The sequence below is a fragment of the Streptomyces sp. NPDC049040 genome (genome assembly GCF_043197715.1).
Classification (GTDB): domain Bacteria; phylum Actinomycetota; class Actinomycetes; order Streptomycetales; family Streptomycetaceae; genus Actinacidiphila.
On sequence record NZ_JBICTO010000002.1, the window covers coordinates 962,102 to 987,645 of the forward strand.

A 25,544-nucleotide genomic window follows, 5' to 3' on the forward strand; every position below is an offset into this window, starting at 1 on the left:
GTGAGCAAGGGATCGACCGTCTTCATCGTGCTGGGACTGTTCCTGGCGGGTGGGGTGTACTCGTTCTGGAAGCAGAAGCAGTCCAGAAGCCTGATCGCGCTGCTGGCCATCGGATCGGTGATGGCTCTCGTCACCGGTCTGCTCCAGCTCTAGGGGGCCGGGATGAGCAAGAGCGTCGTCGTCCTCGACTACGGATTCGGCAATGTCAGGTCGGCCGAGCGCGCCCTCGCGCACGCCGGCGCCGATGTCGAGATCACGGCCGACTTCGACCGGGCGATGCGGGCCGACGGCCTGCTCGTGCCCGGCGTCGGCGCGTTCGCCGCGTGCATGGCCGGGCTCAAGGGCGTACGCGGCGACTGGATCGTCGGGCGCAGGCTGGCCGGCGGCCGGCCGGTCATGGGGATCTGCGTCGGCATGCAGATCCTCTTCGCCCGCGGCATCGAGCACGGTGTGCAGACCGAGGGCCTGGACGAGTGGCCCGGCACGGTCGAGCCGCTCCGGGCCCCGGTCGTCCCGCACATGGGCTGGAACACGGTCAAGGCCGCCGGGGGCTCCCGGCTGTTCGCGGGCTCCGACGACGACGCCCGCTTCTACTTCGTGCACTCCTACGGGGTGCGCAGCTGGGAGCTGGAGACGCAGAGCGAGCGCCTCACCAGCCCCCAGGTCAGCTGGACCACCCACGGCGAGCCCTTCGTGGCCGCGGTGGAGAACGGCCCGCTGTGGGCCACCCAGTTCCACCCGGAGAAGTCCGGCGAGGCCGGCGCGCTGCTGCTCGCCAACTGGCTCGACACGCTCTAGACCCGCCCTCGGGACCCGCCGCCCACCGACCCAACCCGCTAGGACGCAACCCGATGACCAAGCTCGAACTGCTCCCCGCCGTCGATGTCAGGGACGGCCAGGCCGTGCGCCTCGTGCACGGCGAGTCCGGCTCCGAGACGTCGTACGGCGACCCGCTCGCCGCGGCGCTCGCCTGGCAGGGCGCGGGCGCGGAGTGGCTGCATCTGGTGGACCTCGACGCGGCCTTCGGCACCGGCGACAACCGGGCGCGCATCGCCGAGGTGGCCCGCACCATGGACATCAAGGTCGAGCTGTCCGGCGGCATCCGCGACGACGACACGCTCGCCGCGGCGCTCGCCACCGGCTGCACCCGGGTCAACCTCGGCACGGCCGCGCTGGAGACCCCCGAGTGGGTCGCCAAGGTCATCGCCGAGCACGGCGACCGGATCGCGGTCGGCCTCGACGTCCGCGGCACCACCCTGCGCGGCCGCGGCTGGACCCGGGACGGCGGCGACCTCTACGAGACGCTGGCCAGGCTGGACTCCGAGGGCTGCGCCCGCTACGTGGTCACCGACATCGCCAAGGACGGCACCCTCCAGGGCCCCAACCTGGAGCTGCTGTCCTCCGTGTGCGCGGCCACCGACCGCCCTGTCGTCGCGTCCGGCGGTGTCTCCAGCCTTGACGATCTGCGTGCGATCGCTTCTCTTGTTCCGCAAGGCGTGGAGGGCGCGATCGTCGGCAAGGCTCTCTACGCGAAGGCGTTCACCCTCGAAGAGGCCTTGGAGGCAGTGTCACGATGACCGGAACCCCTGCAGTACGGCGCGAGCAGTCCGAGAGTCCGCTTGAGGAGACCATCGGCTTCGCGCGGGCCGTCGCCGCGGGGGACAGGGTGCTGGTGTCCGGCACCATGCCGCTGGTCGACGGCGAGGTCCGCGGTGAGGGCAGCCCTTACGAGCAGGCGCTGCTGGCCTTCGGCAACGCGCTGGCCGCGATCGAGCCGTTCGGCCTGGGTCCGGAGAGCGTGATCCGTACCCGCATGTACATGAGCCACGGCAGGGACGCCGACGATGTGGGCCGGGCCCACCGGGAGCTGTTCGGCGACGTCCGCCCGGCGGCCACGATGGTCGTGGTGGCCGGGTTCGCGGACTCCCGGGTGCTGGTGGAAGTCGAGATCGAAGCTTTCCGAGGAGACATCGAATGACTCTCGCGGTAAGGGTCATCCCCTGCCTCGACGTGGACGGCGGCCGGGTCGTCAAGGGCGTCAACTTCCGGAACCTGCGGGACGCGGGCGACCCGGTCGAGATGGCCAGGCTCTACGACGCCGAGGGCGCCGACGAGTTGACCTTCCTGGACATCACCGCGTCCTCGGGCGACCGGGAGACCACCTACGACGTGGTCCGCCGTACCGCGGAGCAGGTCTTCATCCCGCTGACCGTCGGCGGCGGGGTGCGCAGCACCGACGACGTCGACAAGCTGCTGCGGGCCGGCGCCGACAAGGTCGGCGTCAACACCGCCGCCATCGCCCGGCCCGAGCTGCTCCGCGAGATCGCGGAGCGCTTCGGGCGGCAGGTGCTGGTGCTGTCGGTGGATGCCCGGCGGGCCGCCTCGGGCGAGGGTTTCGAGGTCACGACGCACGGCGGCCGCCGGGGTACGGGGATGGACGCCGTCGAGTGGGCCGAGCGGGCCGCCGAGTTGGGCGCGGGGGAGATCCTGCTCAACTCCATGGACGCGGACGGCACGAAGGACGGCTACGACACGGAGATGATCGCGGCGGTGCGGTCGCGGGTGTCGGTGCCGGTGATCGCCTCCGGCGGCGCGGGGCGGCTTGACGACTTCGCGCCGGCCGTGGCCGCGGGCGCGGACGCGGTATTGGCCGCGTCCGTCTTCCACTTCGGCGACCTCCGCATCCCCGAGGTCAAGACGGCGCTGCGGACCGCGGGGCACCCGGTCCGCTAGGCGGGCGGCTGCCCGGCCGCGGCGATCCTCGTGCACAGCAGCACCGCGAGGTCGGGGGCCAGCGGGACCTCGACCGTGCGGAGGGCCGGGTGGTCGAGCCAGTGCAGCCGTGCCCCGTCCGGACGGCCCTCGTGGACCGGCGGGCCGCCCCGTGACGGGGTGAAGTCGTCGATGACCAGGACGCCCCCGGGCCGCAGCAGGGCGGTCGGGTCGGCCGCGGGGCCATCGGACTTGCCCTGGCCGCCGCCGTCGAGGACCAGCAGGTCGAAGGGCCCGTGGTCGGCGATCGCGGTCCAGTCCGCGTGCCGCACGGTGACCCAGGGGGCCAGCGGGGCGAAGAGCCCGGCTGCGGCCTGCGCGCGGCCGGCGTCGCTCTCGACGCTCACCGCCGTCGCCCCGTTGCGCATGCCGGAGACGAGCCAGGCGAGTCCGACGCCGCATCCGGTGCCGGTCTCGCCGATGCGTTCCGCGCCGGCGGCGAGCGCGTGCAGCAGCCGCCCCTGCTCCGGCCGGCAGGAGTAGGGGAAGCCGAGCCGGGTCGCGGTGAGGGCGGCGCGTTCCACCAGGGGCGGCAGATCACCGGGGCCACTGAGGTGCGCACGGGTGCCGTCGAGAGACATGGCGCCATCCTGCCGGGACGGCAGGGGCGGATGGGAGCGATCAGGTGAGAAAGAAAAGTTGCACAACTTCTGTTGTGCAACTTTGTTTGCGCATCTAGCCTGGACAGGTGACAGAACAGGACCGCACCCAGCGCATCACCGACCTCGACGCCCTCAAGGTCTTCACCCACCCGCTGCGCATCCGCCTCTACCGCGCGCTGTTCACCGCACGCGCCGCCACCGCCTCCCACCTGGCCGACCAGGTCGACGAGGCGGTGTCGCTGGTCAGCTACCACCTGCGGAAGATGGCCGCGCACGGCTTCATCGTCGAGGACCCCGGGCACGGCACGGACGGCCGCGAGCGCTGGTGGAAGGTCTCGGCGGAGCGCGGATTCTCCTTCCGCACCGCCGACTTCGACGACCGGCCGGAAGGCGCCGCGGTCCTGGCCGAGGTCACCAGGCAGCTGCTCGCCACCCGCGCCGAGCGCTACCGGCAGTACCTCGACCAGCAGTCCGCCTGGCCCCGCGAGTGGACCGACGCGTCCTTCTCCTCCGAGTACATGCCGCTGCTCAACGCGGCGGAGCTCGGGCAGCTGGCCGGCGAGATCGCCGAGCTCATGCAGCGCTGGACCGACCGCGGCCGGGCCGCGCAGGACGCGGGGGACACCGCGGGCCGCGAGCACGTGGCCGTCCAGATGTACGGCTTCCCCTTCCGCCCCTGACCCCAGGAGGGCCGCATCATGACGGCGTCCGCGGCAACCGCACGTACCGCACCGGCAGCAAGGCCCGCCCACCGCGACGGCAACGTGCTGCGCTGGCTCACCGCCTACACCGCCTCCCTGCTCGGCGACTCCGTCTACTTCGTCGCGCTCGGATTCGCCGCCGCCAAGGCCGCACCCCCCGCCCAGGTCGGCCTGGTCATGGCCGCGGGCGCGGTGCCGCGGGCCGTCCTGATGCTCGGCGGGGGAGTGATCGCCGACCGCTTCGGCCCGCGCCTTGTGGTCATCGGCAGCGACACCGTCCGCTGCGCCCTGATCCTCGCCGCGGCCGGCACCCTCGCGCTGGCGTCCCCCGGGCTGTGGCTGCTGGTCGCCGTCGCGCTGGCCTTCGGCGTCGTCGACGCCCTCTTCATGCCCGCGGTCGGGGCGCTGCCGCCCCGGATCACCACGCCCGACCAGCTGGCACGCCTCCAGGGCCTGCGCGCGCTGACCGTACGGCTCGGCACCGTCGTGGGGCCGCCGGCCGGCGGGCTCGCGATGGGTCTCGGCGGCGCCGCCGCGGCCTTCGGGGTGGCGGGACTGCTCTTCGCGACCTCCGTGCCGCTGCTGCTCAGCACCCGCATCGCCCCGCAGCCCGCCGTCGAACGGGCCCCGGCCGCACGGGAGCTGCGCGACGGGCTGCGCTACGTCAGGCGCCACCGGCTGGTCGGGCCGCTGGTCTTGTCGGGCGCCCTGTGCGAACTCGGTCTCGTCGGGCCGCTCAACGTCGGCATGGTGCTGCTCGCCGACGAGCGCGGCTGGGGCGCCGCAGGATACGGATGGATCATCGCCGCGTTCGGAGCGGGCGCGGCCGCCGGTGCGCTGCTGCTGGCGGTGCGCGGGCGGATACGGCGGGCCGGAGCCGTGCAGATCGGCACGCTGCTCGCGGGGGCGGCGGCGGTCGGCTCCATCGGCGTCGCCCGGTCACTGGCCGCCGCGGCGGCCCTGGCGCTCCTGGCCGGCCTCGTCTGCGGGGTCTGCGGCGGCCTCGCCGCAGCGCTCATCCAGACCGCGACCGCCCCTGCCTACCTCGGCCGCGTCACCTCGGTCATGAGCCTCACCGGTTTCGGGCTGGCCCCGCTCGCCTACCCGCTCTTCGCCACCGCGACGGGAGCCGTCGGGCCCTCACCGGTCTTCCTGGCCAGCGCCGCGGTGGCCGCGCTGGGCGGCGCCTTCACGCTGCTGCTGCCCGCGGTCCGCACCGCCGAACTCCCCTGACCCCGGCAAGGGCCTGCACCGTCACATGCCGAGCCGGGCGTCGTAGGCCGCGGCCACCGCGGCCTTGTCGCCCTCGACGGTGACGTCCGCCGCGGCCTGGCGGCCGAATACGAAGAGCGTGAGCTCGGCGGGCTCGCCGGTGACCGTCACGACCGGGGAGCCGCGGTGCGCCACCACGGTCTGGCCGTCGGGACGGCGCAGCACCAGGCCGACGGTGGAGCGCCGGCCGAGGAGGCGGGCGGCGCGTTCGAGGCGGGCCCACAGGGCGTCCGCGAAGACCTGGTCGATCTCGCGGGGCGTCCAGTCGGGCACCGCCCGCCGCACGTCCTCGGTGTGGACGTAGAACTCCAGGGTGTTGGACGCCTCGTCGAGCTGCTTGAGGGCGAAGGGCGACAGGCGCGGCGGCCCGGTCCTGATCAGCCCGATCAGTTCCTCGTAGGGCCGCCGCGCGTATTCGCCGCGCACCCGCTCCAACCGGCCCGCGAGCTGCGGGACGATCTGCCCGGCGGCGGCGTCACCGCGGCGCTCGCGCACCACGACGTGGGCGGCCAGGTCCCGGGTCGTCCAACCCTCGCACAGGGTCGGTGCGTCGGGACCCGAGCTTTCCAGCAGGTCGGCGAGGAGCAGACGTTCACGCTGTGCATGGGTCGTCATACCCGCCAGGTTAACGACCCGCGGGCCGTACGTCCGCTTCCCGCGCCCCGGCCGGTCAGCTCAGCTTGCTGTGCAGCTTCTTGCCGTTCTTGCCGTCGTTCAGGGTGAGCGCGCAGGTGACGGTCTTGCGGCCCTGCACCTGGTAGGTGACCAGCTGCGGGTAGAGCACGTACTCGTAGTAGTCGCCGCCGGAGGGCGCGTGCCTGTTGGCGTCCGCCTCGCACAGCGAGAACGCCTTCTCCTCGATCTCGTCGTCGCTGGTGAAGGTGCCGGACAGCGTCTTGTTGGCGATCGACTGGGCGTCGTGCGCCGCGCTGCACGAGACGGTCTGGACGGTGTGGATGGTGTGCGTCATCGAGGGCGCGTTGAAGCATTTGCCCGGGTCCACGGTCACGTACGGCACCTCCTGCTCGTCCGTCGACGAGGGGTCCGGCTCCTCGGTGACCGAAGGGAAGTCGGTCGGGAGGTCGAGGCTCGGGAAGTCCGTCGGCAGCGTGAAGGTGGGTGTCGGCATGGTCGGCACGGTGGGCATCGCGGTGAGCGTCAACGGGGGCTTGGTGGTGTTCTTGGCGCTCGGCTTGTCGTCGCCGCCGCTCGACGCGGCTATGCCGGCGACGACCGCGCCGACCACGACGACCGCGCCGACCGCGATCCACACGTTGCGCTTGGTGTTGTTCCTCGGCGGCGGCGGCGGGTAGCCGCCACCCGGGTAGCCACCGCCGGGGTAGCCGTAGCCTCCGCCGGGCGGCACCGGGGGTCCGGGCGGCCCGTAGCCGCCGCCCTGCTGCGGATAGCCGTATCCGTCGGCGGGCGGGGGCGGTGGCCCGAAGCCGTCACCGGGCGGAGGCGGTGGGCCGAAGCCCTGCGGCGGCCCGAAACCGCCGCCCTGCTCGGGGGGCGGCGGCGGACCATTGTGCGGCGGTGGAGGAAAACCCATGGTGGAAGGATGCCCCATACGGGTGACGTCGGCAGGTAACAACCCTGCGACAGGTGGATGAAGGGTCAATCGCCTTACCCTCTTTGCCGGTTATTGACGATTTTCACCATGCGGACAACGTGTTTCCGCCGGTGCCGCGTCCGGCGGCATGATGGACGCATGTCCGCGACCTCGCTCGATCCCGCCATCGCCGCCCGACTCAAGCGCACCGCCGACGGCCTGGTGCCCGCCGTCGCCCAGCAGTACGACACCGGTGAGGTGCTGATGCTGGGCTGGATGGACGACGAGGCGCTGCACCGCACGCTGACCACCGGCCGCTGCACGTACTGGAGCCGCAGCCGCCGCGAGTACTGGGTCAAGGGCGACACCTCGGGCCATGTGCAGTACGTGAAGTCGGTCGCGCTGGACTGCGACGGCGACACCCTGCTGGTGAAGGTCGACCAGGTCGGCCCCGCCTGCCACACCGGCGACCGCACCTGCTTCGATTCCGGCGTCCTGCTGCCCGCGGCGGGCCAGTAGTGTCTGCGGCCATGGACCTCGAAACCTTCCGCAAGCTGGCGGCCGACCGCCGCGTCATCCCGGTCAGCCGCCGGCTCCTCGCGGACGGCGACACGCCCGTCGGGCTGTACCGCAAGCTCGCCGCGGAGCGGGTCGGGACCTTCCTGCTCGAATCGGCCGACACCAGCTCCAACAGCGGTGCGGGCGGCGGGTCCTGGTCGCGCTACTCCTTCGTCGGCGTGCGGTCGTCCGCCGCGCTGACCGCCGTGGACGGGCAGGCGCACTGGCTGGGCTCCCCCCCGGTCGGGGTACCGACGGACGGCGACCCGCTGGCCGCGCTGCGGGCCACCGTCGAGGCGCTGCACACCCCGCGCGACCTCACCGCGGGCATGCCCCCCTTCACCGGCGGCATGGTGGGCTACCTCGGATACGACATCGTGCGCCGCCTCGAACGCATCGGCGACAGCACCCACGACGCGCTGCGGCTGCCGGAACTCACCATGCTGCTCACCTCCGACCTCGCGGTCCTCGACCACTGGGACGGCACCGTCCTGCTGATCGCCAACGCGATCAACCACAACGACGAGGACACCGGAGTCGACGAGGCCTACGCCGACGCCGTCGCCCGCCTCGACGCGATGGAGGCCGACCTGGCCAGGGCCGTGCCCCAGCGGCCCACGGTGCTTCCGGAGTCGATCGAGTTCAGCGTCGGCTGGAGCTGGGGCGGCGACGACTTCAAGGCGGCCGTCGAGGACATCAAGGAACGCATCCACGCGGGCGAGGCCTTCCAGGTCGTGGCGTCCCAGCGGCTGGAGACGGAGTGCACCGCGAGCGCGCTCGACGTCTACCGGGTGCTGCGCACGACCAACCCTTCGCCGTACATGTACCTGCTGCGCTTCGACGGCTTCGACGTGGTCGGGTCGAGCCCTGAGGCGCTGGTCAAGGTCGAGGACGGCCGGGCCATGCTGCACCCGATCGCGGGCACCAGGCCGCGCGGCGCGACCCCGCAGGCCGACGCGGCGCTCGCCGAGGAACTCCTCGCCGACCCCAAGGAGCGCGCCGAGCACCTGATGCTGGTCGACCTGGGGCGCAACGACCTGGGCCGGGTCTGCGAGCCGGGCAGCGTCGAGGTGGTCGACTTCATGTCGGTCGAGCGCTACTCGCACGTGATGCACATCGTCTCGACCGTCACCGGGCAGGTCGCCGCGGGGAAGACCGCCTTCGACGTGCTCACCGCGTGCTTCCCTGCCGGCACCCTGTCAGGCGCGCCCAAGCCGCGCGCCATGCAGATCATCGAGGAGCTGGAGCCGACCAAGCGCGGTGTCTACGGCGGCTGCATCGGCTATCTGGACTTCGCGGGCGACTCCGACACCGCCATCGCGATCCGCACCGCGGTGCTGCGCGACGGCGTCGCGTACGTGCAGGCGGGCGCCGGCGTCGTCGCGGACTCCGACCCCGCCGCCGAGGACGAGGAGTGCCGCAACAAGGCGGCCGCGGTGCTGCGGGCGGTCGCGACGGCCAACGTGATGAACGGCTGACGGGCAAAGCCCTCGGACGCACGGGGGCGGGACGGCCGTCACGCCCGCCCCGCCCCCGCCGCCCGCGTGTCAGCCGGTGAAGGCCGCCACGCCGTTCGGGGTGCCGAGCCCCGTCGGCCCGTCGAAGCCGCCTGCGCCGGTGCACAGGTACGAGCCGGCGCACTCGCCGTTCGAACCGCTCAGCACGTCGTTCAGCGCGTCGGCGTGCGCGTACGGGAAGGACGAGGGGTACGAACCCTGCGACGGCTCGCCCGCCAGCGCGTAGAGCGAGGCGACGATCGGCGCGGAGGCGCTGGTGCCGCCGAAGACCTCCCAGCCGCGGTCGTTGCCGTAGGTGTCGTGGACCGCGACACCGGTGGCCGGGTCGGCGACCGCGGACACGTCGGCGACCGTGCGGCCCGCGCACTCGCCGTCCCGCTGCCAGGTCGGCTTGGGGTCGTAGGCCGAGCAGCCGGAGCCCGCCCCGCCCCACGCGGTCTCCGCCCAGCCGCGCGAGCTGCCGTCCTGCCGCAGCGAGGTGCCGCCGACCGCGGTCACGTACTGCGAGCCCGCCGGGTACTCCACGCCGTAACCGGCGTCTCCCGAGCTGACGGTGATGGCCACGCCCGGGTGGTCGAAGTACTGGCTGTCGTAGGCGGTGTCGGCCCCTGACTCGCCGCCGCCGTAGCTGTTGGAGACGTACTTCGCGCCCAGCGCCACCGCTGTGTCGACGGATTCGCCGAGGTCGGTCATCGCCGAGGTGTCCGCCTCGACCAGCAGGATGTGGCAGGCGGGGCAGATCGCGCTGACCATGTCCAGGTCGAGGGATATCTCCTCGGCCCAGCCCGGGTCGGGCGCGGGCAGCGCGGAGCCGCCGCTCTGGCCGACCTTGCGCAGGCAGCCGTTGTCCGTGGTGCAGGCCGGCAGGCCGTACTGCGAGCGGTAGACGGCCAGGTCCGCTTCTGCCGCGGGGTTGTCGTAGGCGTCCACGACCGCGACGGTGGCGGTCCCGCCGCCGGTGGCGGGAACGGCGTAGGCGCCGCGCAGCTCTGACGGTCCGTAACCCGACGGGATGGCCGCCGGGTGCGCGGAGCGCGCCGAAGGTGCGAGGGAGTCGGCGCCGCTGGTCACCTTGAGCGCCTTGCAGGCCATCATGTCCGGCGCGGTGCTGACCGCGCAGGAGCGTGCCGTGGTCAGGCGCTGCGCGGGAGCCTGCTGCGGCTGCGCGCCGGCGGAAGGTGCGAGGGAGACCAGCCCGGCCGCGGCGAGCCCTGCGGCCGCGGCGAGGGCCGGCCAGGTATGGCGGGCGTTCCTGCGGGGGGAGTGGGGGGTGTGCAAGTGCTGCCTCCGGTGGGGGGAGTGTGTGATGCGTGGGGCCTGTGCGGTTGGTGGTGATCAATGGGATGGCCGAGAACGTATGGTGGCCCGCGCACGTCAACAAGGCGGGGTACCGGCGGGATCGGAAGCTATGCCGCTGCTTTACCTTGCCGTCGGCGGGAGTTGACGTCTTTCTGACTTGTTCATGACCATCGCCGAGGCATGGGATCGGCTTGTCCCGATCTGCGCCACGATGCCCCGGTCCCACCCGGTACCCACCGCCCTGGGCCCCCGGTCGCAGCCGCGGTGCACCGGCAGGGGATAGTGGACAGGTGACCTCCGTCCCGCAGCAGCCCCACCCAGGACCGGCCCCCGCCGCGACGCCGCCCGCCGAGCCGTCCCGCGCGCCCGCCGCGCCGCGCCGCGCCGGTGCCAGGACGCTGGCCGCCGCGCTGCCCGCCGGCGCGGTCGGCGCGAGCCTGGTACTCGTCGCCGCGGGCAAGACCTGGACGCGCGGCTTCGCCGTCTTCGGCGGGACCCACCTGCCGGTGCACGCCAGCGGCACCGACACCACCGCGCTGCCCGGCGCGCTCGCCCTGGTGGCGCTGGCCTCGCTCGTCGCCGTCTTCGCCGTCCGCCGGGCCGGCCGCTACGCCGTCGCCGCGCTGCTCACCCTCAGCGGGCTCGGCGTCGTCGTCATGGCACTCGCCAGGCGCGGCGATCACCAGGCCATCGACTCCGCCGCCGCGACCGCCGCGGGGCTCGCCCGCACCACCGCCGTGGACACCAGCGTCAGCGCGTGGCCGCTGGTCTCCGCGGCCGGCGGCCTCCTGCTGCTGGCCGCCGGCCTGCTGGCGCTGCGCTACGGCAGCACCTGGCCTGCGATGTCCGGCCGCTACGACCGCCCCGGCGCCCGCCGCCCGGTCCGCGACAGGGCCGCGGCGTCCGCCGCCGCGGCCGCCCGGCCCGCGCAGGTCGACCCTGAGCGCTCCGAGGACCTGTGGAAAGCCCTCGACCGGGGTGAGGACCCCACCTGACGGCCGACCCGTGACCGGCGCCGTCCCCGGCGCGGAACGGCGGGACGGCGCCCTGGACCCCGGTGCGCCAGACCCCCGTGCGTGGTCGGGCGCCGATACGCGCAACAATGGGGGACGACGTGGAAGGCGACGGTCGCCTCCCACCGGGAGCAACAGGGAGTATTCATGGCGGCCCACCACGACCACGGACACACCCCGGCCGCCTGGACCGGAGTGATCATCTCCTTCATCGGCTTCTGTGCCGGAGGAGTCTTCATGGTCGCCGCACAGCCGGCTCCGTTCTGGGGCAGCATGGCCGTGATCCTGCTCGGCCCGCTGGTCGGCGGAATCATGAAGATGATGGGTCTCGGGCGCAAGGAAGAGGCGCACGCGGTCAGCAGGCCGGTGCGCGTCGAGGAAAAGCACGACGAGGCCGCCGCGCACGCCGGCGCCTGACCCGAGCCACACCCCGCCACCTGGCGCAGCCACCCGCTGCGCCGCCGCGTGACGCGGGGCACAATCGTCGCCGTGACCATCCACAGGACCGCGGCGGCCCACATCGCACGGACCGCCGGGCACGCCGCACCGCGTGCCGCGGCCGTACCGCTCGGGGTGCTCGGCGCCGTCGCAGCGGGCTTCGGCTACGTCGCGGCCGTCGACCCCGGACAGCCAGGCCACTACCCGGCATGCCCGCTGCTCTACTACACCGGCGTCTACTGCCCGGGCTGCGGCGGCCTGCGCGGCGCCCACGCGCTGGTCCACGGGCACCTCGGCACCGCGCTCGGCTGCAACGCGGCCGCGGTCGCCGGATACGCCGTCTTCGCCGTGGTGTGGACCGTCTGGTTCGCCCGCACCCTGCGCGGCAGGGCCTTCGACCCGGCACTGCGGCCCCGCACCGTCTACGCCCTGTGCGCGCTGCTGCTGGCCTTCACCGTGATCAGGAACCTGCCCTTCGGGGCGGCGCTCGCACCCTGAGGCGTCCGCCGGGCGGGGCAAGTTTGTCCAGGTGGTGGGACCGCGGATCACCGGATGCGGGATGGCGGGCCGCCGCCCGATACCATCGCACTGCCGGTGGTTTCCGCCACCGACCCGAACATTTCGCTGCACGGCCGGCCGGAAGGGGAGCTCTCGCGTGAGTGTGCTCGACGAGATCATCGACGGAGTCCGCGCAGACCTCGCCGAGCGGCAGGCCCGGGTCTCCCTCGACGAACTCAAGGAGCGCGCCGCCAAGGCGCGGGAAGCCAAGGACGGAGTCGCCGCGCTGCGCGGTGACGCCGTCAAGGTCATCTGCGAGGTCAAGCGGTCCAGCCCGTCCAAGGGGGCGCTGGCCGCGATCGCCGACCCCGCGGGCCTGGCCGCCGACTACGAGGCGGGCGGCGCCGCCGTCATCAGCGTCCTCACCGAGCAGCGCCGCTTCGGCGGCTCGCTCGCCGACCTCGAGGCGGTACGCGCCAAGGTCGACATCCCGGTGCTCCGCAAGGACTTCATCGTCTCCGCCTACCAGCTGTGGGAGGCCAGGGCCTACGGCGCCGACCTCGCGCTGCTGATCGTCTCCGCGCTCGACCAGCCCGCGCTGGTCTCGCTCATCGAGCGCGCCGAGTCGATCGGGCTCACCCCGATCGTCGAGGTCCACGACGAGGAGGAGGTCGGCCGGGCGGTCGACGCGGGCGCGCGCATCATCGGCGTGAACGCGCGCGACCTGAAGACGCTGCAGGTCGACAGGGGGAACTTCGGGCGCGTCGCGCCGGAGATCCCGGACCACATCGTGAAGATCGCGGAATCCGGGGTCCGCGGGCCCCACGACCTGATCGCCTACGCCAACGACGGGGCTGACGCGGTGCTGGTGGGGGAGTCGCTGGTCACCGGGCGCGACCCCCGTACCGCCGTCGCCGACCTCGTCGCCGCCGGCGCCCACCCGGCTCTCCGCCCGGGCCGCGAATAACGGCTCCGCCGCGCCTCGGGTCCCCTCGACAGTGCCTGGCCTCCCCCGGGCGCGGGGCTGCTGCGGCTCCCCTTCGGCATGGGGGTGCCCACCAGGGGCGCCCTTGCGGAAGAGGGCAACCACCAGGGGCGCTGGGGGTACCCCCAGGCGAAGCTCTGGGGGCGGAACTGCGCGGGCAACCACCCGCCGGCCGGTGGTCCGTGTGCGACAGCAACAGCCCCTTCGGGCCGGTGACGACCCGCGCCCCTGGTGGGGGCTTGTCGCGCAGTTCCTCGCGCCCCTGGGGTGGTGGCGGTGTCGTTCACACGACGGCCGTACGTGGCTGGTCCGCTCCGTTCTCCCCCAGGGCTGCGCCTGGGGGCGCCCCCGCGCACCCTGGGGGGTGCCATTGCGGAAGGCGGCAACCCTCAGGGGCGCTGGGGGTACCCCCAGGCGAAGCTCTGGGGGCGGAACTGCGCGGGCAACCGGCCACCGGCCGGTGGTCCGGATCGGACTGATCAGCCCCTTCGGGTCGGTGACGACCCGCGCCCCGGTGGGGGCTTGTCGCGCAGTTCCTCGCGCCCCTGTAGGGCACCCTCCGACCTCGTCAGTAGCCCAGTCCCGCGGCAGCGGAAGGGTGCCGCCCGTAGCGAGTGCACCCCGGGCCCGCGGCAGCGGAAGGGCGCCGCCCGTGGCGAGCCCACCCCGGGCTCGGGGGAGCGGAGGGGTGGCGGCCGGAGCGAGTGCATCCCGGGCCCGCGGCAGCGGTAGAGTGCGAGGCGTGTCACTGGAATCGCGCCTCGCCCCCGGATGCCGCCCCCGCGGCTGCCGCGCCCCGGCACGCCGTGTGCTGGGTCGCCGCGTCCGGTATGTGATCGGGTGCGAGCCGGGCCAGGTGAACGGCATGCGATGGCGCCGCGGCCGAGCCGCGAACCCGTCCGCGTAATGCCGTAGTGCCCACCGCCGCGCAGGGGCCACCCCTGCCCGCGGCTGAGCGGCACTGGCCCGAGACACGATGAGCAGGGGACACCCATGCCGGAAAATCCCGACTTCTTCCTCCCTGACCCGGAGGGCCTGACCCCCAGCGCCGAAGGCTACTTCGGCGCGTTCGGCGGAAAGTTCATCCCGGAGGCGCTGGTCGCCGCGGTGGACGAGGTCGCCGCCGAGTACGAGAAGGCGAAGGCCGATCCGGCCTTCGCGGCCGAGCTGAACGAGCTGATGGCCAACTACACCGGGCGGCCCAGCGCCCTGACCGAGGTGCCGCGGTTCGCGGCCGAGGCGGGCGGGGCCAGGGTCTTCCTCAAGCGCGAGGACCTGAACCACACCGGTTCGCACAAGATCAACAATGTGCTGGGCCAGGCGCTGCTGACCCGGCGGATGGGCAAGACCCGGGTCATCGCCGAGACCGGCGCGGGCCAGCACGGGGTGGCCACGGCCACGGCGTGCGCGCTGTTCGGCCTGGAGTGCACCATCTACATGGGCGAGGTCGACACCAGGCGCCAGGCGCTGAACGTGGCGCGGATGCGCATGCTGGGCGCCGAGGTCGTGTCGGTGACGTCCGGCAGCCGCACCCTCAAGGACGCGATCAACGAGGCCTTCCGCGACTGGGTCGCGAACGTCGACCGCACGCACTACCTGTTCGGCACGGTCGCGGGCCCGCACCCCTTTCCTGCGATGGTGCGCGACTTCCACCGGGTGATCGGCGTCGAGGCGCGGCGGCAGCTGCTGGAGCGGACCGGGCGGCTGCCCGACGCGGCCGTGGCCTGCGTCGGCGGCGGCTCCAACGCCATGGGCCTCTTCCACGCCTTCCTGCCGGACGCGGGCGTCCGGCTGGTCGGCTGCGAGCCGGCAGGCCACGGCATCGAGTCCGGCGAGCACGCGGCCACCCTGACCGCGGGCGACCCCGGCATCCTGCACGGCTCGCGCTCGTACGTCCTGCAGGACGACGAGGGCCAGATCACGGAGCCGTACTCGATCTCGGCGGGACTCGACTACCCGGGCGTCGGGCCCGAGCACGCCTACCTCAAGGACATCGGCCGGGCCGAATACTGCGCCGTCACCGACGACGCGGCCATGCAGGCGCTGCGGCTGCTATCGCGCACGGAGGGCATCATCCCGGCGATCGAGAGCGCCCACGCGCTGGCCGGCGCCCTCGACCTGGGCCGCGAGCTGGGCCCGGACGCGCTGCTGCTGGTGAACCTGTCAGGACGCGGCGACAAGGACATGGACACCGCGGCCCGCTACTTCGGGCTGTACGACACCGAGGAGCCGGGCAAGTGAGCGGGCGCATCGAACTGCTGCAGGAGGCTCTCGCGACCGCGAAGGCCGAGAACCGCGCCGCGCTCATCGCGTATCTGCCGGCGGGCTTCCCGACGGTCGACGGCGGCATCGCGGCCGTCAAGGCGGTGTGCGAGGGCGGCGCCGACATCGTCGAGATCGGGCTGCCGCACAGCGACCCGGTGCTGGACGGCCCTGTCATCCAGACCGCGGACGACATCGCGCTCAAGGGCGGCGTCCGCATCGCCGACGTGCTCCGCACGGTCCGCGAGGCGCATGAGGCGACCGGCAAGCCGCTGCTGGTGATGACGTACTGGAACCCGGTCGACCGCTACGGCGCCGAGCGCTTCGCGGCCGAGCTGGCCGAGGCGGGCGGCGCGGGCTGCATCCTGCCCGACCTGCCGGTCGAGGAGTCGGACGTCTGGCGGAAGGCGGCCGAGCTGCACGGCCTGGCCACCGTCTTCGTGGTGGCGCCCTCCAGCCGGGACGAGCGCCTCGCCCGGATCACCGCGGCCGGCTCGGGATTCGTCTACGCGGCCTCGCTGATGGGTGTCACCGGCACCCGGGTGAGCGTAGGCGAGCAGGCGGCCGGGCTGGTGCGGCGCACCCGCGCCACCACCGCGCTGCCGGTGTGCGTCGGCCTGGGCGTCTCCACCGGCGCGCAGGCGGCCGAGGTCGCCGGCTTCGCCGACGGTGTGATCGTCGGCTCCGCCTTCGTCAAGCGCATCCTGGACGCGGAGGGCGACGAGGCTGCCGGGCTCGCCGGGGTCCGCGCGCTGGCCGCCGAGCTGGCGGACGGGGTACGCAAGAGGGCCTGACGATCACCCGTGGGAGCGGGATTTGTCACTCCCGAGGGCGAAAAACGGTGGGGGGAGGCGCTGAGCGCATCCCCCCACCGTTGCGCTGGGCGTGAGCCAACCGAATCGTGACCGAAAGCGCAGCGCCCGTGAGGCCCTGCAGGAACAGCGTGCCAGGGAAGCGTCCCGCGCCCGGGTCAAGCGGACCGTGGTGGTGGCGGGCGGCCTGGTGGTCGTCCTGGGCATCGCCGCGGTGATCGGCGTGGTGGCCTCCGACCGCCACTCGGACAACGCGGGCCGGGCCGGCACCCCGGCGTCGGCGCCGACCGGCGCCACCGGCCAGGACAATCTGGTGATCCCGGTGGGCGCCGCAGACGCGCCCTCGACCCTCACCATCTACGAGGATTTCCGCTGCCCGGCCTGCGACGCGTTCGAGAAGCAGTTCACGCCGACCATCCACAGCCTGGAGGACAGCGGGCAGATCAGGACCGAATACCACCTGGTGACGCTGATCGACGGCAATCTCGGGGGCACCGGTTCGCTCAATGCCGCGAACGCCGCCGCGTGCGCCCAGGACGCGGGGAAATTCCGCGCGTACCACGACGTCCTCTATGCCAACCAGCCGGACGAGCAGGACGACAAGTTCTCCCACACGGACAACCTGCTCACCCTTGCCGACCAGGTTCCGGGGCTGAAGACGACGTCCTTCACCGACTGTGTGCACAACGGCACCCACGACACCTGGGTGAAGAAGTCCAACGCGGCCTTCGCCGATTCCGGCTTCGACGCCACCCCGACGATCCTGCTGAACGGCAAGAGCATCTACGGCCAGAACCCCGCGCTCACCCCGGACAGCCTCAAGCAGATGGTCGCCGCCGCGAACAAGGGCAAGCAGCCAGGAAAGGTCACCCCCACCCCGTCGTCCTGACCGGTCCCCGGACCGCCCGGGACCCGACGCCGTACGCCCGGCCGTTATCCAGACGTAGCCGGGCGGACTGCCGTCCACCCGCCGGGCACGGTAGCGTCGGACATTGCCATGGAACTCGCATTCATCCCCAGCCCCGCGCACGGCGTCGTCCACCTCGGACCGATCCCGCTGCGCGGCTACGCGTTCTGCATCATCATCGGCGTCTTCGTTGCCGTCTGGTACGGCAACAAGCGCTGGATCGCCCGCGGCGGGCGGCCCGGCACGGTCGCCGACATCGCCGTGTGGGCGGTGCCGTTCGGCCTGGTCGGTGGTCGGCTCTACCACGTGATCACCGACTACGAGCTGTATTTCACCGACGGCAAGGACTGGGTCGACGCCTTCAAGGTGTGGCAGGGCGGGCTCGGGATCTGGGGTGCCATCGCCATGGGCGCGCTGGGCGCCTGGATCGGCGCCCGCCGCCGGGGCATCGCGCTGCCGGCGTACGCCGACGCCATCGCGCCGGGCATCGCGTTCGCGCAGGCCATCGGCCGCTGGGGGAACTGGTTCAACCAGGAGCTGTACGGCGGCCCGACCACGCTGCCGTGGGGCCTGAAGATCGACGCGGCCCACCGGCCGGACAACACGCCGGACCTGGCCACGTACCACCCGACCTTCCTGTACGAGTCGCTGTGGTGCATCGGTGTCGCCCTGCTGGTGATCTGGGCCGACCGGCGCTTCAAGCTCGGCCACGGGCGTGCCTTCGCGCTCTATGTCGCCGCCTACACGGTGGGCAGGGCCTGGATCGAGCACATGCGGGTCGACTACGCGCACCAGTTCCTCGGCATGCGTCTCAACGACTGGACGGCGATCGTGGTCTTCGTCGGCGCCGTCACCTACCTGGTGCTGTCGGCCCGGCTGCGGCCGGGACGTGAGGCCGCCGTGGAGCCGGCGCTGGACGCGCCCGCCGGGGACGCGGCGCTCGCCGCGGACGACGCGGAGGACGGCGCGGACAAGGCCGCGGGCACGGACCTCGACAAGGCCACCGACAAGGCCGGGGGCGCGGACGCGTCCGCCGGTGAGCCGGCCGACGGGGCGGCGGCCGGTGACGCCGCGGAGCCGACCGGTGGTGCGGTGACGGCAGAGGACGAGCAGTCCAAGGCCGCCGCAGGACCGGCCGGCGGACCGGTCACCCCGTAGTTTCCGCAGGTCAGGTCAGCCTTTCCTTGCTGGCGGGCACCCTGTGTCCGCAGGTACGGTCGAACCCGTTTCCGGTTTTTCGCGGCGTCGTGCCGCGCGGGGGAGGGTGGACCGTATGACCAGTGCAGCCGTCGAGGAGGCCGCAGCCGCGCCCTACCACGTCCCGCACCACGTGCACCGGGACGTGACCGGAGGCTGGCTGCGGCCCGCTGTGTTCGGGGCCATGGACGGCCTGGTGTCCAACCTCGCGCTGATGACGGGGGTGGCAGGCGGCGATGTGAGCTCCCGCACCCTGGTGGTCACCGGGCTCGCGGGGCTGGCGGCCGGTGCGTTCTCCATGGCGGCGGGCGAGTACACCTCGGTGGCCTCCCAGCGCGAGCTGGTCGAGGCCGAGCTGGACGTCGAGCGGATCGAGCTGCGCCGCCACCCCGAGGACGAGCTGCGCGAGCTGGCCGCGCTGTACGTGGCGCGAGGCGTGGAACCCAAGCTGGCGCACGAGGTGGCCAGGCAGCTGTCCGTCGACCCCGAGCAGGCGCTGGAGATCCACGCCCGCGAGGAGCTGGGTGTGGATCCGGCCGACCTGCCGTCGCCGCTGCTCGCCGCGGGCTCGTCCTTCGTGTCCTTCGCGCTGGGCGCGCTGCTGCCGGTGCTGCCGTATCTGCTGGGCGCCGACGTGCTGTGGCCCGCGGTGCTGCTGGCGCTGGCGGGACTGTTCGGCTGCGGGGCGGCTGTGGCGAGGGTCACCGCGAGGAGCTGGTGGTTCGGCGGACTGCGACAGCTGTTCTTGGGTGCGGCGGCAGGTGGGGTTACCTTCGTACTGGGTGCGCTCATCGGCAGCGCCGTCGGTTGAGCCCGCGCCCGTGAGGAACGGTCCGCCACAAGCCCCGTGTTTCCCAGCCGTTTCAGGCACCACCGCACGGGGCATCACTCGGTAACGCACCAGCAGAGCCGCCAGGGCACGCTCCGGAATCGTCGGTCGACCCCCGGTCAGACGCTGGCCCGAATTGGCTGCTCCAACCCCTTGAGCACGTCCACATGCTGGAATTGAGTATCCGCTTCTCGAACACTCGGCCATCATGTAACCTGCACGAAATCGCAGAGGGCCAACGTCGTCCCTGTTGCGCATGCCTGGAAACAGGCAATGCATACAAGCCAATGACGACGACGGGAGAGCCATGCGTTCGCGTTCCGCGTTCATGGACGGGCACCCCGCCCCGCAGGGGATGTACGACCCCCGCAACGAGCATGACGCCTGTGGTGTCGGCTTTGTGGCCACCCTCACCGGCGAGGCGAGCCATGACCTCGTGGAGCAGGCGCTCACCGTCCTGCGCAACCTGGAACACCGCGGAGCCACCGGCGCCGAGCCCGACTCGGGTGACGGCGCGGGCATCCTGCTCCAGGTCCCCGACGCGTTCCTGCGTGCCGCCACCGGCTTCGAGCTGCCCGCCGCGGGCCACTACGCCGTCGGCCTGGCCTTCCTGCCCGTCGAGAACGAGGACCGCACCAAGGCCGTCGACGCCATCGAGCGCATCGCCGCAGAAGAAGGCCTGACCGTCCTGGGCTGGCGCGAGGTCCCGGTGGCCCCCGAGATGCTGGGCGCCACCGCCCGCTCGACCATGCCGCACTTCTCCCAGCTCTTCGTCGCCGACAGCGCGGGCGCGCTCTCCGGCATCGAGCTGGACCGGCCCGCCTTCGTGCTGCGCAAGCGCGCCGAGCGTGAGGCCGACGTCTACTTCCCGTCGCTGTCCGCGCGCACCGTGGTCTACAAGGGCATGCTCACCACCGGGCAGCTGGAGCCCTTCTTCCCCGACCTGTCGGACCGGCGCTTCGCCACCGCCATCGCGCTGGTGCACTCCCGCTTCTCGACGAACACCTTCCCCAGCTGGCCGCTCGCACACCCCTACCGCTTCGTCGCGCACAACGGCGAGATCAACACGGTCAAGGGCAACCGCAACTGGATGCGGGCCCGCGAGTCGCAGCTGGCCAGCGACCTGTTCACCGGCGACGTCGAGCGGATCTTCCCGGTGTGCACCCCCGGGGCGTCCGACACCGCGTCCTTCGACGAGGTCCTGGAACTGCTGCACCTCGGCGGACGCTCGCTGCCGCACAGCGTGCTGATGATGATCCCGGAGGCGTGGGAGAACCACGACTCCATGGACCCCGCGCGGCGGGCGTTCTACCAGTACCACTCGACGCTGATGGAGCCCTGGGACGGCCCGGCGTGCGTCACCTTCTCCGACGGCTCGGTCGTCGGCGCGGTCCTGGACCGCAACGGGCTGCGCCCCGGCCGCTACTGGGTCACCGACGACGGCCTGGTCGTGCTGGCCTCCGAGTCCGGCGTGCTCGACATCGCCCCCGAGAAGGTGGTCCGCAAGGGCCGCCTGCAGCCCGGCCGGATGTTCCTGGTCGACACCGTCTCGCACCGGATCGTCGAGGACGACGAGATCAAGGCCGGTATCGCGGCCGAGAACCCGTACGCCGACTGGCTCGAGGCAGGTCTCGTCGACCTCGCCGACCTGCCCGAGCGCGAGCACATCGTGCACACCCACGCGTCGGTCACCCGGCGCCAGCAGACCTTCGGCTACACCGAGGAGGAGCTGCGGGTCATCCTCGCCCCGATGGCCAGGACCGGTGGCGAACCGCTCGGCTCGATGGGCACCGACTCGCCGATCGCCGCGCTCTCCGACCGCCCCCGGCTGCTGTTCGACTACTTCACCCAGCTGTTCGCCCAGGTCACGAACCCGCCGCTGGACGCGATCCGCGAGGAGCTCGTCACCTCGCTGATCTCCACCATCGGCCCCTCGGGGAACCTGCTGGAGCCCAGCCCCGCGTCGTGCCGCAACATCACCCTGCCCTTCCCGGTGATCGACAACGACGAGCTGGCCAAGCTCATCCACGTCAACGCCGACGGCGACATGCCGGGGCTCAAGGCCGCGACCCTGTCGGGCCTGTACCGGGTCACCGGCGGCGGCGAAGCGCTCGCCGCGCGGCTCGCCGAGATCTGCGCGGAGGCCGACGCCGCCATAGAGGACGGCGCACGGCTGATCGTGCTGTCCGACCGGCACTCCGACGCCGAGCACGCCCCGATCCCGTCGCTGCTGCTCACCTCCGCCGTGCACCACCACCTGATCCGTACCAAGCAGCGCACCCAGGTCGGGCTGCTGGTCGAGGCGGGCGACGTCCGCGAGGTGCACCACGTGGCGCTGCTGATCGGCTACGGCGCCGCCGCGGTCAACCCCTACCTGGCCATGGAGTCCGTCGAGGACCTGGTCGCGGCCGGCACCTTCCTGGGCGGGATAGAGCCCGAGGCGGCGCTGCGCAACCTGATCAAGGCGCTCGGCAAGGGCGTGCTCAAGGTCATGTCCAAGATGGGCATCTCCACCGTGGCCTCCTACCGCGGCGCCCAGGTCTTCGAGGCCATCGGCCTGGACCGCGACTTCGTGGACACCTACTTCCACCTCACCGACACCAAGATCGGCGGGGCGGGCATCGACGTCATCGCCGCCGAGGTCGCCGCCCGGCACGTCAAGGCCTACCCGGTCTCCGGCATCCAGGCCGCGCACCGCCGGCTGGAGATCGGCGGCGAATACCAGTGGCGCCGCGAGGGCGAGCCGCACCTGTTCGACCCGGACACCGTCTTCCGGCTCCAGCACGCCACCAGGACCCGCCGCTACGACATCTTCAAGCAGTACACGGAGCGGGTGAACGAGCAGTCCGAGCGGCTGATGACGCTGCGCGGCCTGTTCGGCCTGAAGTCCGAGCGCGAGCCGATCGCGGTCGACGAGGTCGAGCCGGTCGCCGACATCGTCAAGCGGTTCTCCACCGGCGCCATGTCCTACGGCTCGATCTCCCGCGAGGCGCACGAGACGCTGGCCATCGCCATGAACCAGCTGGGCGGCAAGTCCAACACCGGCGAGGGCGGCGAGGACCCGGAGCGGCTCTACGACCCGGCCCGGCGCAGCGCCATCAAGCAGGTCGCCTCCGGCCGCTTCGGCGTCACCTCCGAGTACCTGGTCAACGCGGACGACATCCAGATCAAGATGGCCCAGGGCGCCAAGCCCGGCGAGGGCGGCCAGCTGCCCGGCCACAAGGTCTACCCGTGGATCGCCGGCACCCGGCACTCCACCGCGGGCGTCGGCCTGATCTCCCCGCCGCCGCACCACGACATCTACTCCATCGAGGACCTCGCCCAGCTGATCCACGACCTGAAGAACGCCAACCCCAAGGCGCGGGTCCATGTCAAGCTGGTCTCCGAGGTCGGCGTCGGCACGGTCGCGGCGGGCGTCAGCAAGGCGCACGCCGACGTCGTCCTGATCTCCGGGCACGACGGCGGCACCGGCGCCTCCCCGCTGACCTCGCTCAAGCACGCCGGCGGACCCTGGGAGCTCGGCCTGGCCGAGACCCAGCAGACCCTGCTGCTCAACGGGCTGCGCGACCGTATCGTCGTGCAGACCGACGGCCAGCTCAAGACCGGCCGCGACGTGGTCATCGCCGCGCTGCTGGGTGCCGAGGAGTTCGGTTTCGCCACCGCGCCGCTGGTGGTCTCCGGCTGCATCATGATGCGGGTCTGCCACCTGGACACCTGTCCTGTCGGCGTCGCCACCCAGAACCCGGTGCTGCGCGAGCGCTTCTCCGGCAAGCCCGAATTCGTGGTGAACTTCTTCGAGTTCATCGCGGAGGAGGTCAGGGAGATCCTCGCCGAGCTGGGCTTCCGCAGCATCGAGGAGGCCGTGGGCCACGCGGAGCTGATCGACGCAGGCCGCGCCGTGGACCACTGGAAGGCGCAGGGCCTGGACCTGGCCCCGCTGCTGCACGTCCCCACGCTGCCCGAGGGCGCCGCGCTGCACCGCACCACGGAGCAGGACCACGGTCTGGCCAAGGCGCTGGACAACGAGCTGATCAGGCTCGCCGCCGACGCCCTGGACAGCGGCGCCCCGGTCCGCGCCCAGGTGCCGATCCGCAACGTCAACCGCACGGTCGGCACCATGCTCGGCCACGAGGTGACCAAGAAGTACGGCGGCGCAGGCCTGCCAGAAGGCACCATCGACATCACCTTCACCGGCTCCGCGGGCCAGTCCTTCGGCGCGTTCCTGCCCAAGGGCGTCACCCTTCGGCTCGAAGGCGACGCCAACGACTACGTCGGCAAGGGACTGTCCGGCGGCCGGGTCGTCGTACGCCCCGACCGCGGCGCCGACCACCTCGCCGAGTACTCGACCATCGCGGGCAACACCATCGCCTACGGTGCCACCGGCGGCGAGCTGTTCCTGCGCGGCAGGACCGGCGAGCGCTTCTGCGTGCGCAACTCGGGTGCCACCGTCGTCGCGGAAGGCGTGGGCGACCACGGCTGCGAGTACATGACCGGCGGACGGGCCGTCGTGCTGGGCACCACCGGGCGCAACTTCGCGGCCGGCATGTCGGGCGGCATCGCCTACGTCCTGGACCTGGACCCGGCCGCCGTCAACCCCGGCATGGTCGAGGTCGAGGCGCTGGACGCCGACGACATCACGTGGCTGCACGATGTGGTGCGCCGCCACGCCGAGGAGACCGGCTCCACCGTCGCCGAGCGGCTGCTCGCCGACTGGGGCGCCGCCCTCACCCGCTTCGGCAAGGTCATGCCGAGGGACTACAAGGCAGTGCTCGCCGCCAAGAACGCCGCCGAGCAGGCCGGACTCTCCGAGTCCGAGACCACCGCGAAGATGATGGAGGCGGCAAATGGCTGACCCCAAGGGCTTCCTCACCACAGGCCGCGAGACCGCCCCGACGCGCCCGGTCGAGGAGCGCAAGCAGGACTGGAACGAGGTCTACGTCTCCGGCGGCCTGCTGCCGATCATCAGCAAGCAGGCCGGCCGCTGCATGGACTGCGGCATCCCGTTCTGCCACAACGGCTGCCCGCTGGGGAACCTGATCCCCGAGTGGAACGACTACGCCTACCGCGAGGACTGGCAGGCCGCCTCGGAGCGCCTGCACGCCACCAACAACTTCCCGGAGTTCACCGGGCGGCTGTGCCCGGCGCCCTGCGAGTCGGCGTGCGTGCTCGGCATCAACCAGCCCGCCGTCACCATCAAGAACGTCGAAGTCACCATCATCGACAAGGCGTGGGATGCCGGTGACGTGCGCCCGCAGCCGCCGGAGCGGCTGTCCGGCAAGACCGTCGCCGTCATCGGCTCGGGCCCCGCGGGCCTGGCCGCCGCCCAGCAGCTCACCCGGGCCGGCCACACCGTCGCGGTCTACGAGCGCGCCGACCGGATCGGCGGCCTGCTGCGCTACGGCATCCCCGAGTTCAAGATGGAGAAGCGGCACATCAACCGGCGCATCGAGCAGATGCGCGCGGAGGGCACCAAGTTCCGCACCGGGGTGCAGATCGGCACCGACCTGGACGCCGGCAAGCTCGCCAAGCGCTACGACGCCGTCGTCATCGCGGCCGGAGCGACGATCTCCCGCGACCTGCCGGCCCCCGGCCGGGACCTGAACGGCATCCACTTCGCGATGGAGTACCTGCCGCTGGCCAACAAGGTGCAGGAGGGCGACTTCGTGACGCCCCCCATCACCGCGGAGGGCAAGCACGTCGTCGTCATCGGCGGCGGTGACACCGGTGCGGACTGCGTCGGCACCGCACACCGGCAGGGCGCGCGGTCCGTGACCCAGCTGGAGATCATGCCGCGCCCCTCCGACGACCGCCCGGCCGGCCAGCCCTGGCCGACGATGCCGGCCGTCTACAAGGTCACCTCGGCACACGAGGAGGGCGGCGAGCGGGTCTACGCCGTCAACACCGTGAAGTTCACCGGCGACGCGGACGGCAACGTGCGCGAGCTGCACCTGGTCGAGGTCGTCTTCCAGGACGGCAGGTTCGTCCCGCAGGACGGCACCGAGAAGGTCATCCCGGCCGACCTGGTCACCCTGGCCATGGGCTTCACCGGCACCGACCAGTCCAACGGCCTGGTCGAGCAGCTCGGCCTCGACCTGGACGCCCGCGGCAACATCGCCCGCGACGGCTCCTACGCCACCAACGTCGACGGCGTCTTCGTCGCCGGCGACGCGGGCCGCGGCCAGTCGCTGATCGTCTGGGCGATCGCCGAAGGACGCTCGGCTGCGAAGGCCGTCGACGCGTACCTCACAGGACTGCCGTCCGCGCTCCACGCGCCGATCCGCCCCACGGACCGGCCGCTGACCGTCTGACCGACGGCCCCCGAATGTCCCG

24 protein-coding genes are annotated in these 25,544 nt (G+C 72.5%); 20 read left to right on the top strand and 4 right to left on the bottom strand.

Going from position 1 to position 25,544, the window contains the following annotated elements:
* Positions 1 to 162: 162 nt before the first annotated feature.
* The 4 genes from hisH to hisF are packed head-to-tail and all read left to right on the top strand — an operon-like array spanning position 163 to position 2,733.
* Positions 163 to 798 (top strand): imidazole glycerol phosphate synthase subunit HisH, encoded by a 636-nt coding sequence (hisH, locus tag ACGFMP_RS09145; protein ID WP_393671281.1) that lies wholly within the window; start codon positions 163 to 165, stop codon positions 796 to 798.
* Positions 799 to 851: 53 nt separating this feature from the next.
* Positions 852 to 1,577 carry a bifunctional 1-(5-phosphoribosyl)-5-((5-phosphoribosylamino)methylideneamino)imidazole-4-carboxamide isomerase/phosphoribosylanthranilate isomerase PriA gene (gene priA, locus ACGFMP_RS09150; protein ID WP_393671283.1) on the top strand — a complete coding sequence of 242 codons (726 nt, stop codon included), beginning with the start codon at positions 852 to 854 and terminating at the stop codon, positions 1,575 to 1,577.
* Complete coding sequence (locus ACGFMP_RS09155; protein ID WP_393671284.1) at positions 1,574 to 1,978, top strand: Rid family hydrolase; 405 nt, start codon at positions 1,574 to 1,576, stop codon at positions 1,976 to 1,978. Before priA ends, ACGFMP_RS09155 begins: the two co-directional genes overlap by 4 nt.
* Complete coding sequence (gene hisF, locus ACGFMP_RS09160; protein WP_393671285.1) at positions 1,975 to 2,733, top strand: imidazole glycerol phosphate synthase subunit HisF; 759 nt, start codon at positions 1,975 to 1,977, stop codon at positions 2,731 to 2,733. The genes ACGFMP_RS09155 and hisF overlap by 4 nt, the downstream gene beginning before the upstream one ends.
* On the opposite strand, the gene ACGFMP_RS09165 is transcribed toward hisF, so the two are convergent.
* Positions 2,730 to 3,353 (bottom strand): O-methyltransferase, encoded by a 624-nt coding sequence (locus tag ACGFMP_RS09165; protein ID WP_393671287.1) that lies wholly within the window; start codon positions 3,351 to 3,353, stop codon positions 2,730 to 2,732. The genes hisF and ACGFMP_RS09165 overlap by 4 nt on opposite strands.
* Before the next feature lie 107 nt (positions 3,354 to 3,460).
* Between ACGFMP_RS09165 and ACGFMP_RS09170 the strand changes: the two genes are divergently transcribed.
* Both ACGFMP_RS09170 and ACGFMP_RS09175 read left to right on the top strand, forming a co-directional pair.
* Positions 3,461 to 4,054: a helix-turn-helix domain-containing protein gene (locus ACGFMP_RS09170; RefSeq protein ID WP_393671288.1), complete on the top strand. Its 594-nt coding sequence runs from the start codon at positions 3,461 to 3,463 to the stop codon at positions 4,052 to 4,054.
* A gap of 18 nt (positions 4,055 to 4,072) precedes the next feature.
* Positions 4,073 to 5,308 (top strand): MFS transporter, encoded by a 1,236-nt coding sequence (locus tag ACGFMP_RS09175; RefSeq protein ID WP_393671289.1) that lies wholly within the window; start codon positions 4,073 to 4,075, stop codon positions 5,306 to 5,308.
* 21 nt (positions 5,309 to 5,329) lie between these two features.
* Here the strand turns inward: ACGFMP_RS09175 and ACGFMP_RS09180 are convergent, their stop codons facing one another.
* Positions 5,330 to 5,962 carry a TIGR03085 family metal-binding protein gene (locus tag ACGFMP_RS09180; protein ID WP_393671290.1) on the bottom strand — a complete coding sequence of 211 codons (633 nt, stop codon included), beginning with the start codon at positions 5,960 to 5,962 and terminating at the stop codon, positions 5,330 to 5,332.
* 55 nt (positions 5,963 to 6,017) lie between these two features.
* Positions 6,018 to 6,899, bottom strand: a complete 882-nt coding sequence (locus ACGFMP_RS09185; RefSeq protein WP_393671292.1) for a hypothetical protein — start codon at positions 6,897 to 6,899, stop codon at positions 6,018 to 6,020.
* A gap of 159 nt (positions 6,900 to 7,058) precedes the next feature.
* Between ACGFMP_RS09185 and hisI the strand changes: the two genes are divergently transcribed.
* On the top strand, positions 7,059 to 7,418 hold the full coding sequence (gene hisI / locus ACGFMP_RS09190; protein ID WP_393671294.1) for a phosphoribosyl-AMP cyclohydrolase: 360 nt from the start codon (positions 7,059 to 7,061) through the stop codon (positions 7,416 to 7,418).
* A gap of 11 nt (positions 7,419 to 7,429) precedes the next feature.
* Complete coding sequence (locus tag ACGFMP_RS09195; protein ID WP_393671295.1) at positions 7,430 to 8,935, top strand: anthranilate synthase component I; 1,506 nt, start codon at positions 7,430 to 7,432, stop codon at positions 8,933 to 8,935.
* A gap of 69 nt (positions 8,936 to 9,004) precedes the next feature.
* Here the strand turns inward: ACGFMP_RS09195 and ACGFMP_RS09200 are convergent, their stop codons facing one another.
* The gene (locus ACGFMP_RS09200; protein ID WP_393671296.1) at positions 9,005 to 10,252 is read right to left on the bottom strand and encodes a S8 family serine peptidase; all 1,248 of its coding nucleotides are present in this window, start codon (positions 10,250 to 10,252) and stop codon (positions 9,005 to 9,007) included.
* Between the two features lie 311 nt (positions 10,253 to 10,563).
* Between ACGFMP_RS09200 and ACGFMP_RS09205 the strand changes: the two genes are divergently transcribed.
* The 12 genes from ACGFMP_RS09205 (at position 10,564) to ACGFMP_RS09260 (ending at position 25,522) form a co-directional block, all read left to right on the top strand.
* Complete coding sequence (locus tag ACGFMP_RS09205; RefSeq protein WP_393671297.1) at positions 10,564 to 11,268, top strand: TIGR02234 family membrane protein; 705 nt, start codon at positions 10,564 to 10,566, stop codon at positions 11,266 to 11,268.
* A gap of 165 nt (positions 11,269 to 11,433) precedes the next feature.
* Positions 11,434 to 11,703 (top strand): HGxxPAAW family protein, encoded by a 270-nt coding sequence (locus tag ACGFMP_RS09210; protein ID WP_393671298.1) that lies wholly within the window; start codon positions 11,434 to 11,436, stop codon positions 11,701 to 11,703.
* A 78-nt stretch (positions 11,704 to 11,781) separates the two neighbouring features.
* Entirely contained in the window at positions 11,782 to 12,222 is a 441-nt protein-coding gene (locus ACGFMP_RS09215; RefSeq protein WP_393671387.1) for a DUF2752 domain-containing protein, read from the top strand.
* A gap of 157 nt (positions 12,223 to 12,379) precedes the next feature.
* Complete coding sequence (gene trpC, locus ACGFMP_RS09220) at positions 12,380 to 13,189, top strand: indole-3-glycerol phosphate synthase TrpC (protein WP_393671300.1); 810 nt, start codon at positions 12,380 to 12,382, stop codon at positions 13,187 to 13,189.
* 760 nt (positions 13,190 to 13,949) lie between these two features.
* Complete coding sequence (gene trpM, locus ACGFMP_RS09225; protein ID WP_393671302.1) at positions 13,950 to 14,114, top strand: tryptophan biosynthesis modulator TrpM; 165 nt, start codon at positions 13,950 to 13,952, stop codon at positions 14,112 to 14,114.
* An 86-nt stretch (positions 14,115 to 14,200) separates the two neighbouring features.
* The gene (gene trpB, locus ACGFMP_RS09230) at positions 14,201 to 15,448 is read left to right on the top strand and encodes a tryptophan synthase subunit beta (RefSeq protein ID WP_393671304.1); all 1,248 of its coding nucleotides are present in this window, start codon (positions 14,201 to 14,203) and stop codon (positions 15,446 to 15,448) included.
* Positions 15,445 to 16,263 carry a tryptophan synthase subunit alpha gene (gene trpA, locus ACGFMP_RS09235; protein ID WP_393671305.1) on the top strand — a complete coding sequence of 273 codons (819 nt, stop codon included), beginning with the start codon at positions 15,445 to 15,447 and terminating at the stop codon, positions 16,261 to 16,263. Before trpB ends, trpA begins: the two co-directional genes overlap by 4 nt.
* 91 nt (positions 16,264 to 16,354) lie before the next feature.
* Positions 16,355 to 17,170: a DsbA family protein gene (locus tag ACGFMP_RS09240; protein WP_393671307.1), complete on the top strand. Its 816-nt coding sequence runs from the start codon at positions 16,355 to 16,357 to the stop codon at positions 17,168 to 17,170.
* A gap of 108 nt (positions 17,171 to 17,278) precedes the next feature.
* Positions 17,279 to 18,346, top strand: a complete 1,068-nt coding sequence (gene lgt / locus ACGFMP_RS09245) for a prolipoprotein diacylglyceryl transferase (RefSeq protein WP_393671309.1) — start codon at positions 17,279 to 17,281, stop codon at positions 18,344 to 18,346.
* Between the two features lie 115 nt (positions 18,347 to 18,461).
* The gene (locus tag ACGFMP_RS09250; protein WP_393671310.1) at positions 18,462 to 19,196 is read left to right on the top strand and encodes a VIT1/CCC1 transporter family protein; all 735 of its coding nucleotides are present in this window, start codon (positions 18,462 to 18,464) and stop codon (positions 19,194 to 19,196) included.
* Between the two features lie 325 nt (positions 19,197 to 19,521).
* Positions 19,522 to 24,066: a glutamate synthase large subunit gene (gltB, locus tag ACGFMP_RS09255; protein ID WP_393671311.1), complete on the top strand. Its 4,545-nt coding sequence runs from the start codon at positions 19,522 to 19,524 to the stop codon at positions 24,064 to 24,066.
* Complete coding sequence (locus ACGFMP_RS09260; protein WP_393671313.1) at positions 24,059 to 25,522, top strand: glutamate synthase subunit beta; 1,464 nt, start codon at positions 24,059 to 24,061, stop codon at positions 25,520 to 25,522. The genes gltB and ACGFMP_RS09260 overlap by 8 nt, the downstream gene beginning before the upstream one ends.
* The last annotated feature ends 22 nt before the right edge of the window (positions 25,523 to 25,544 follow it).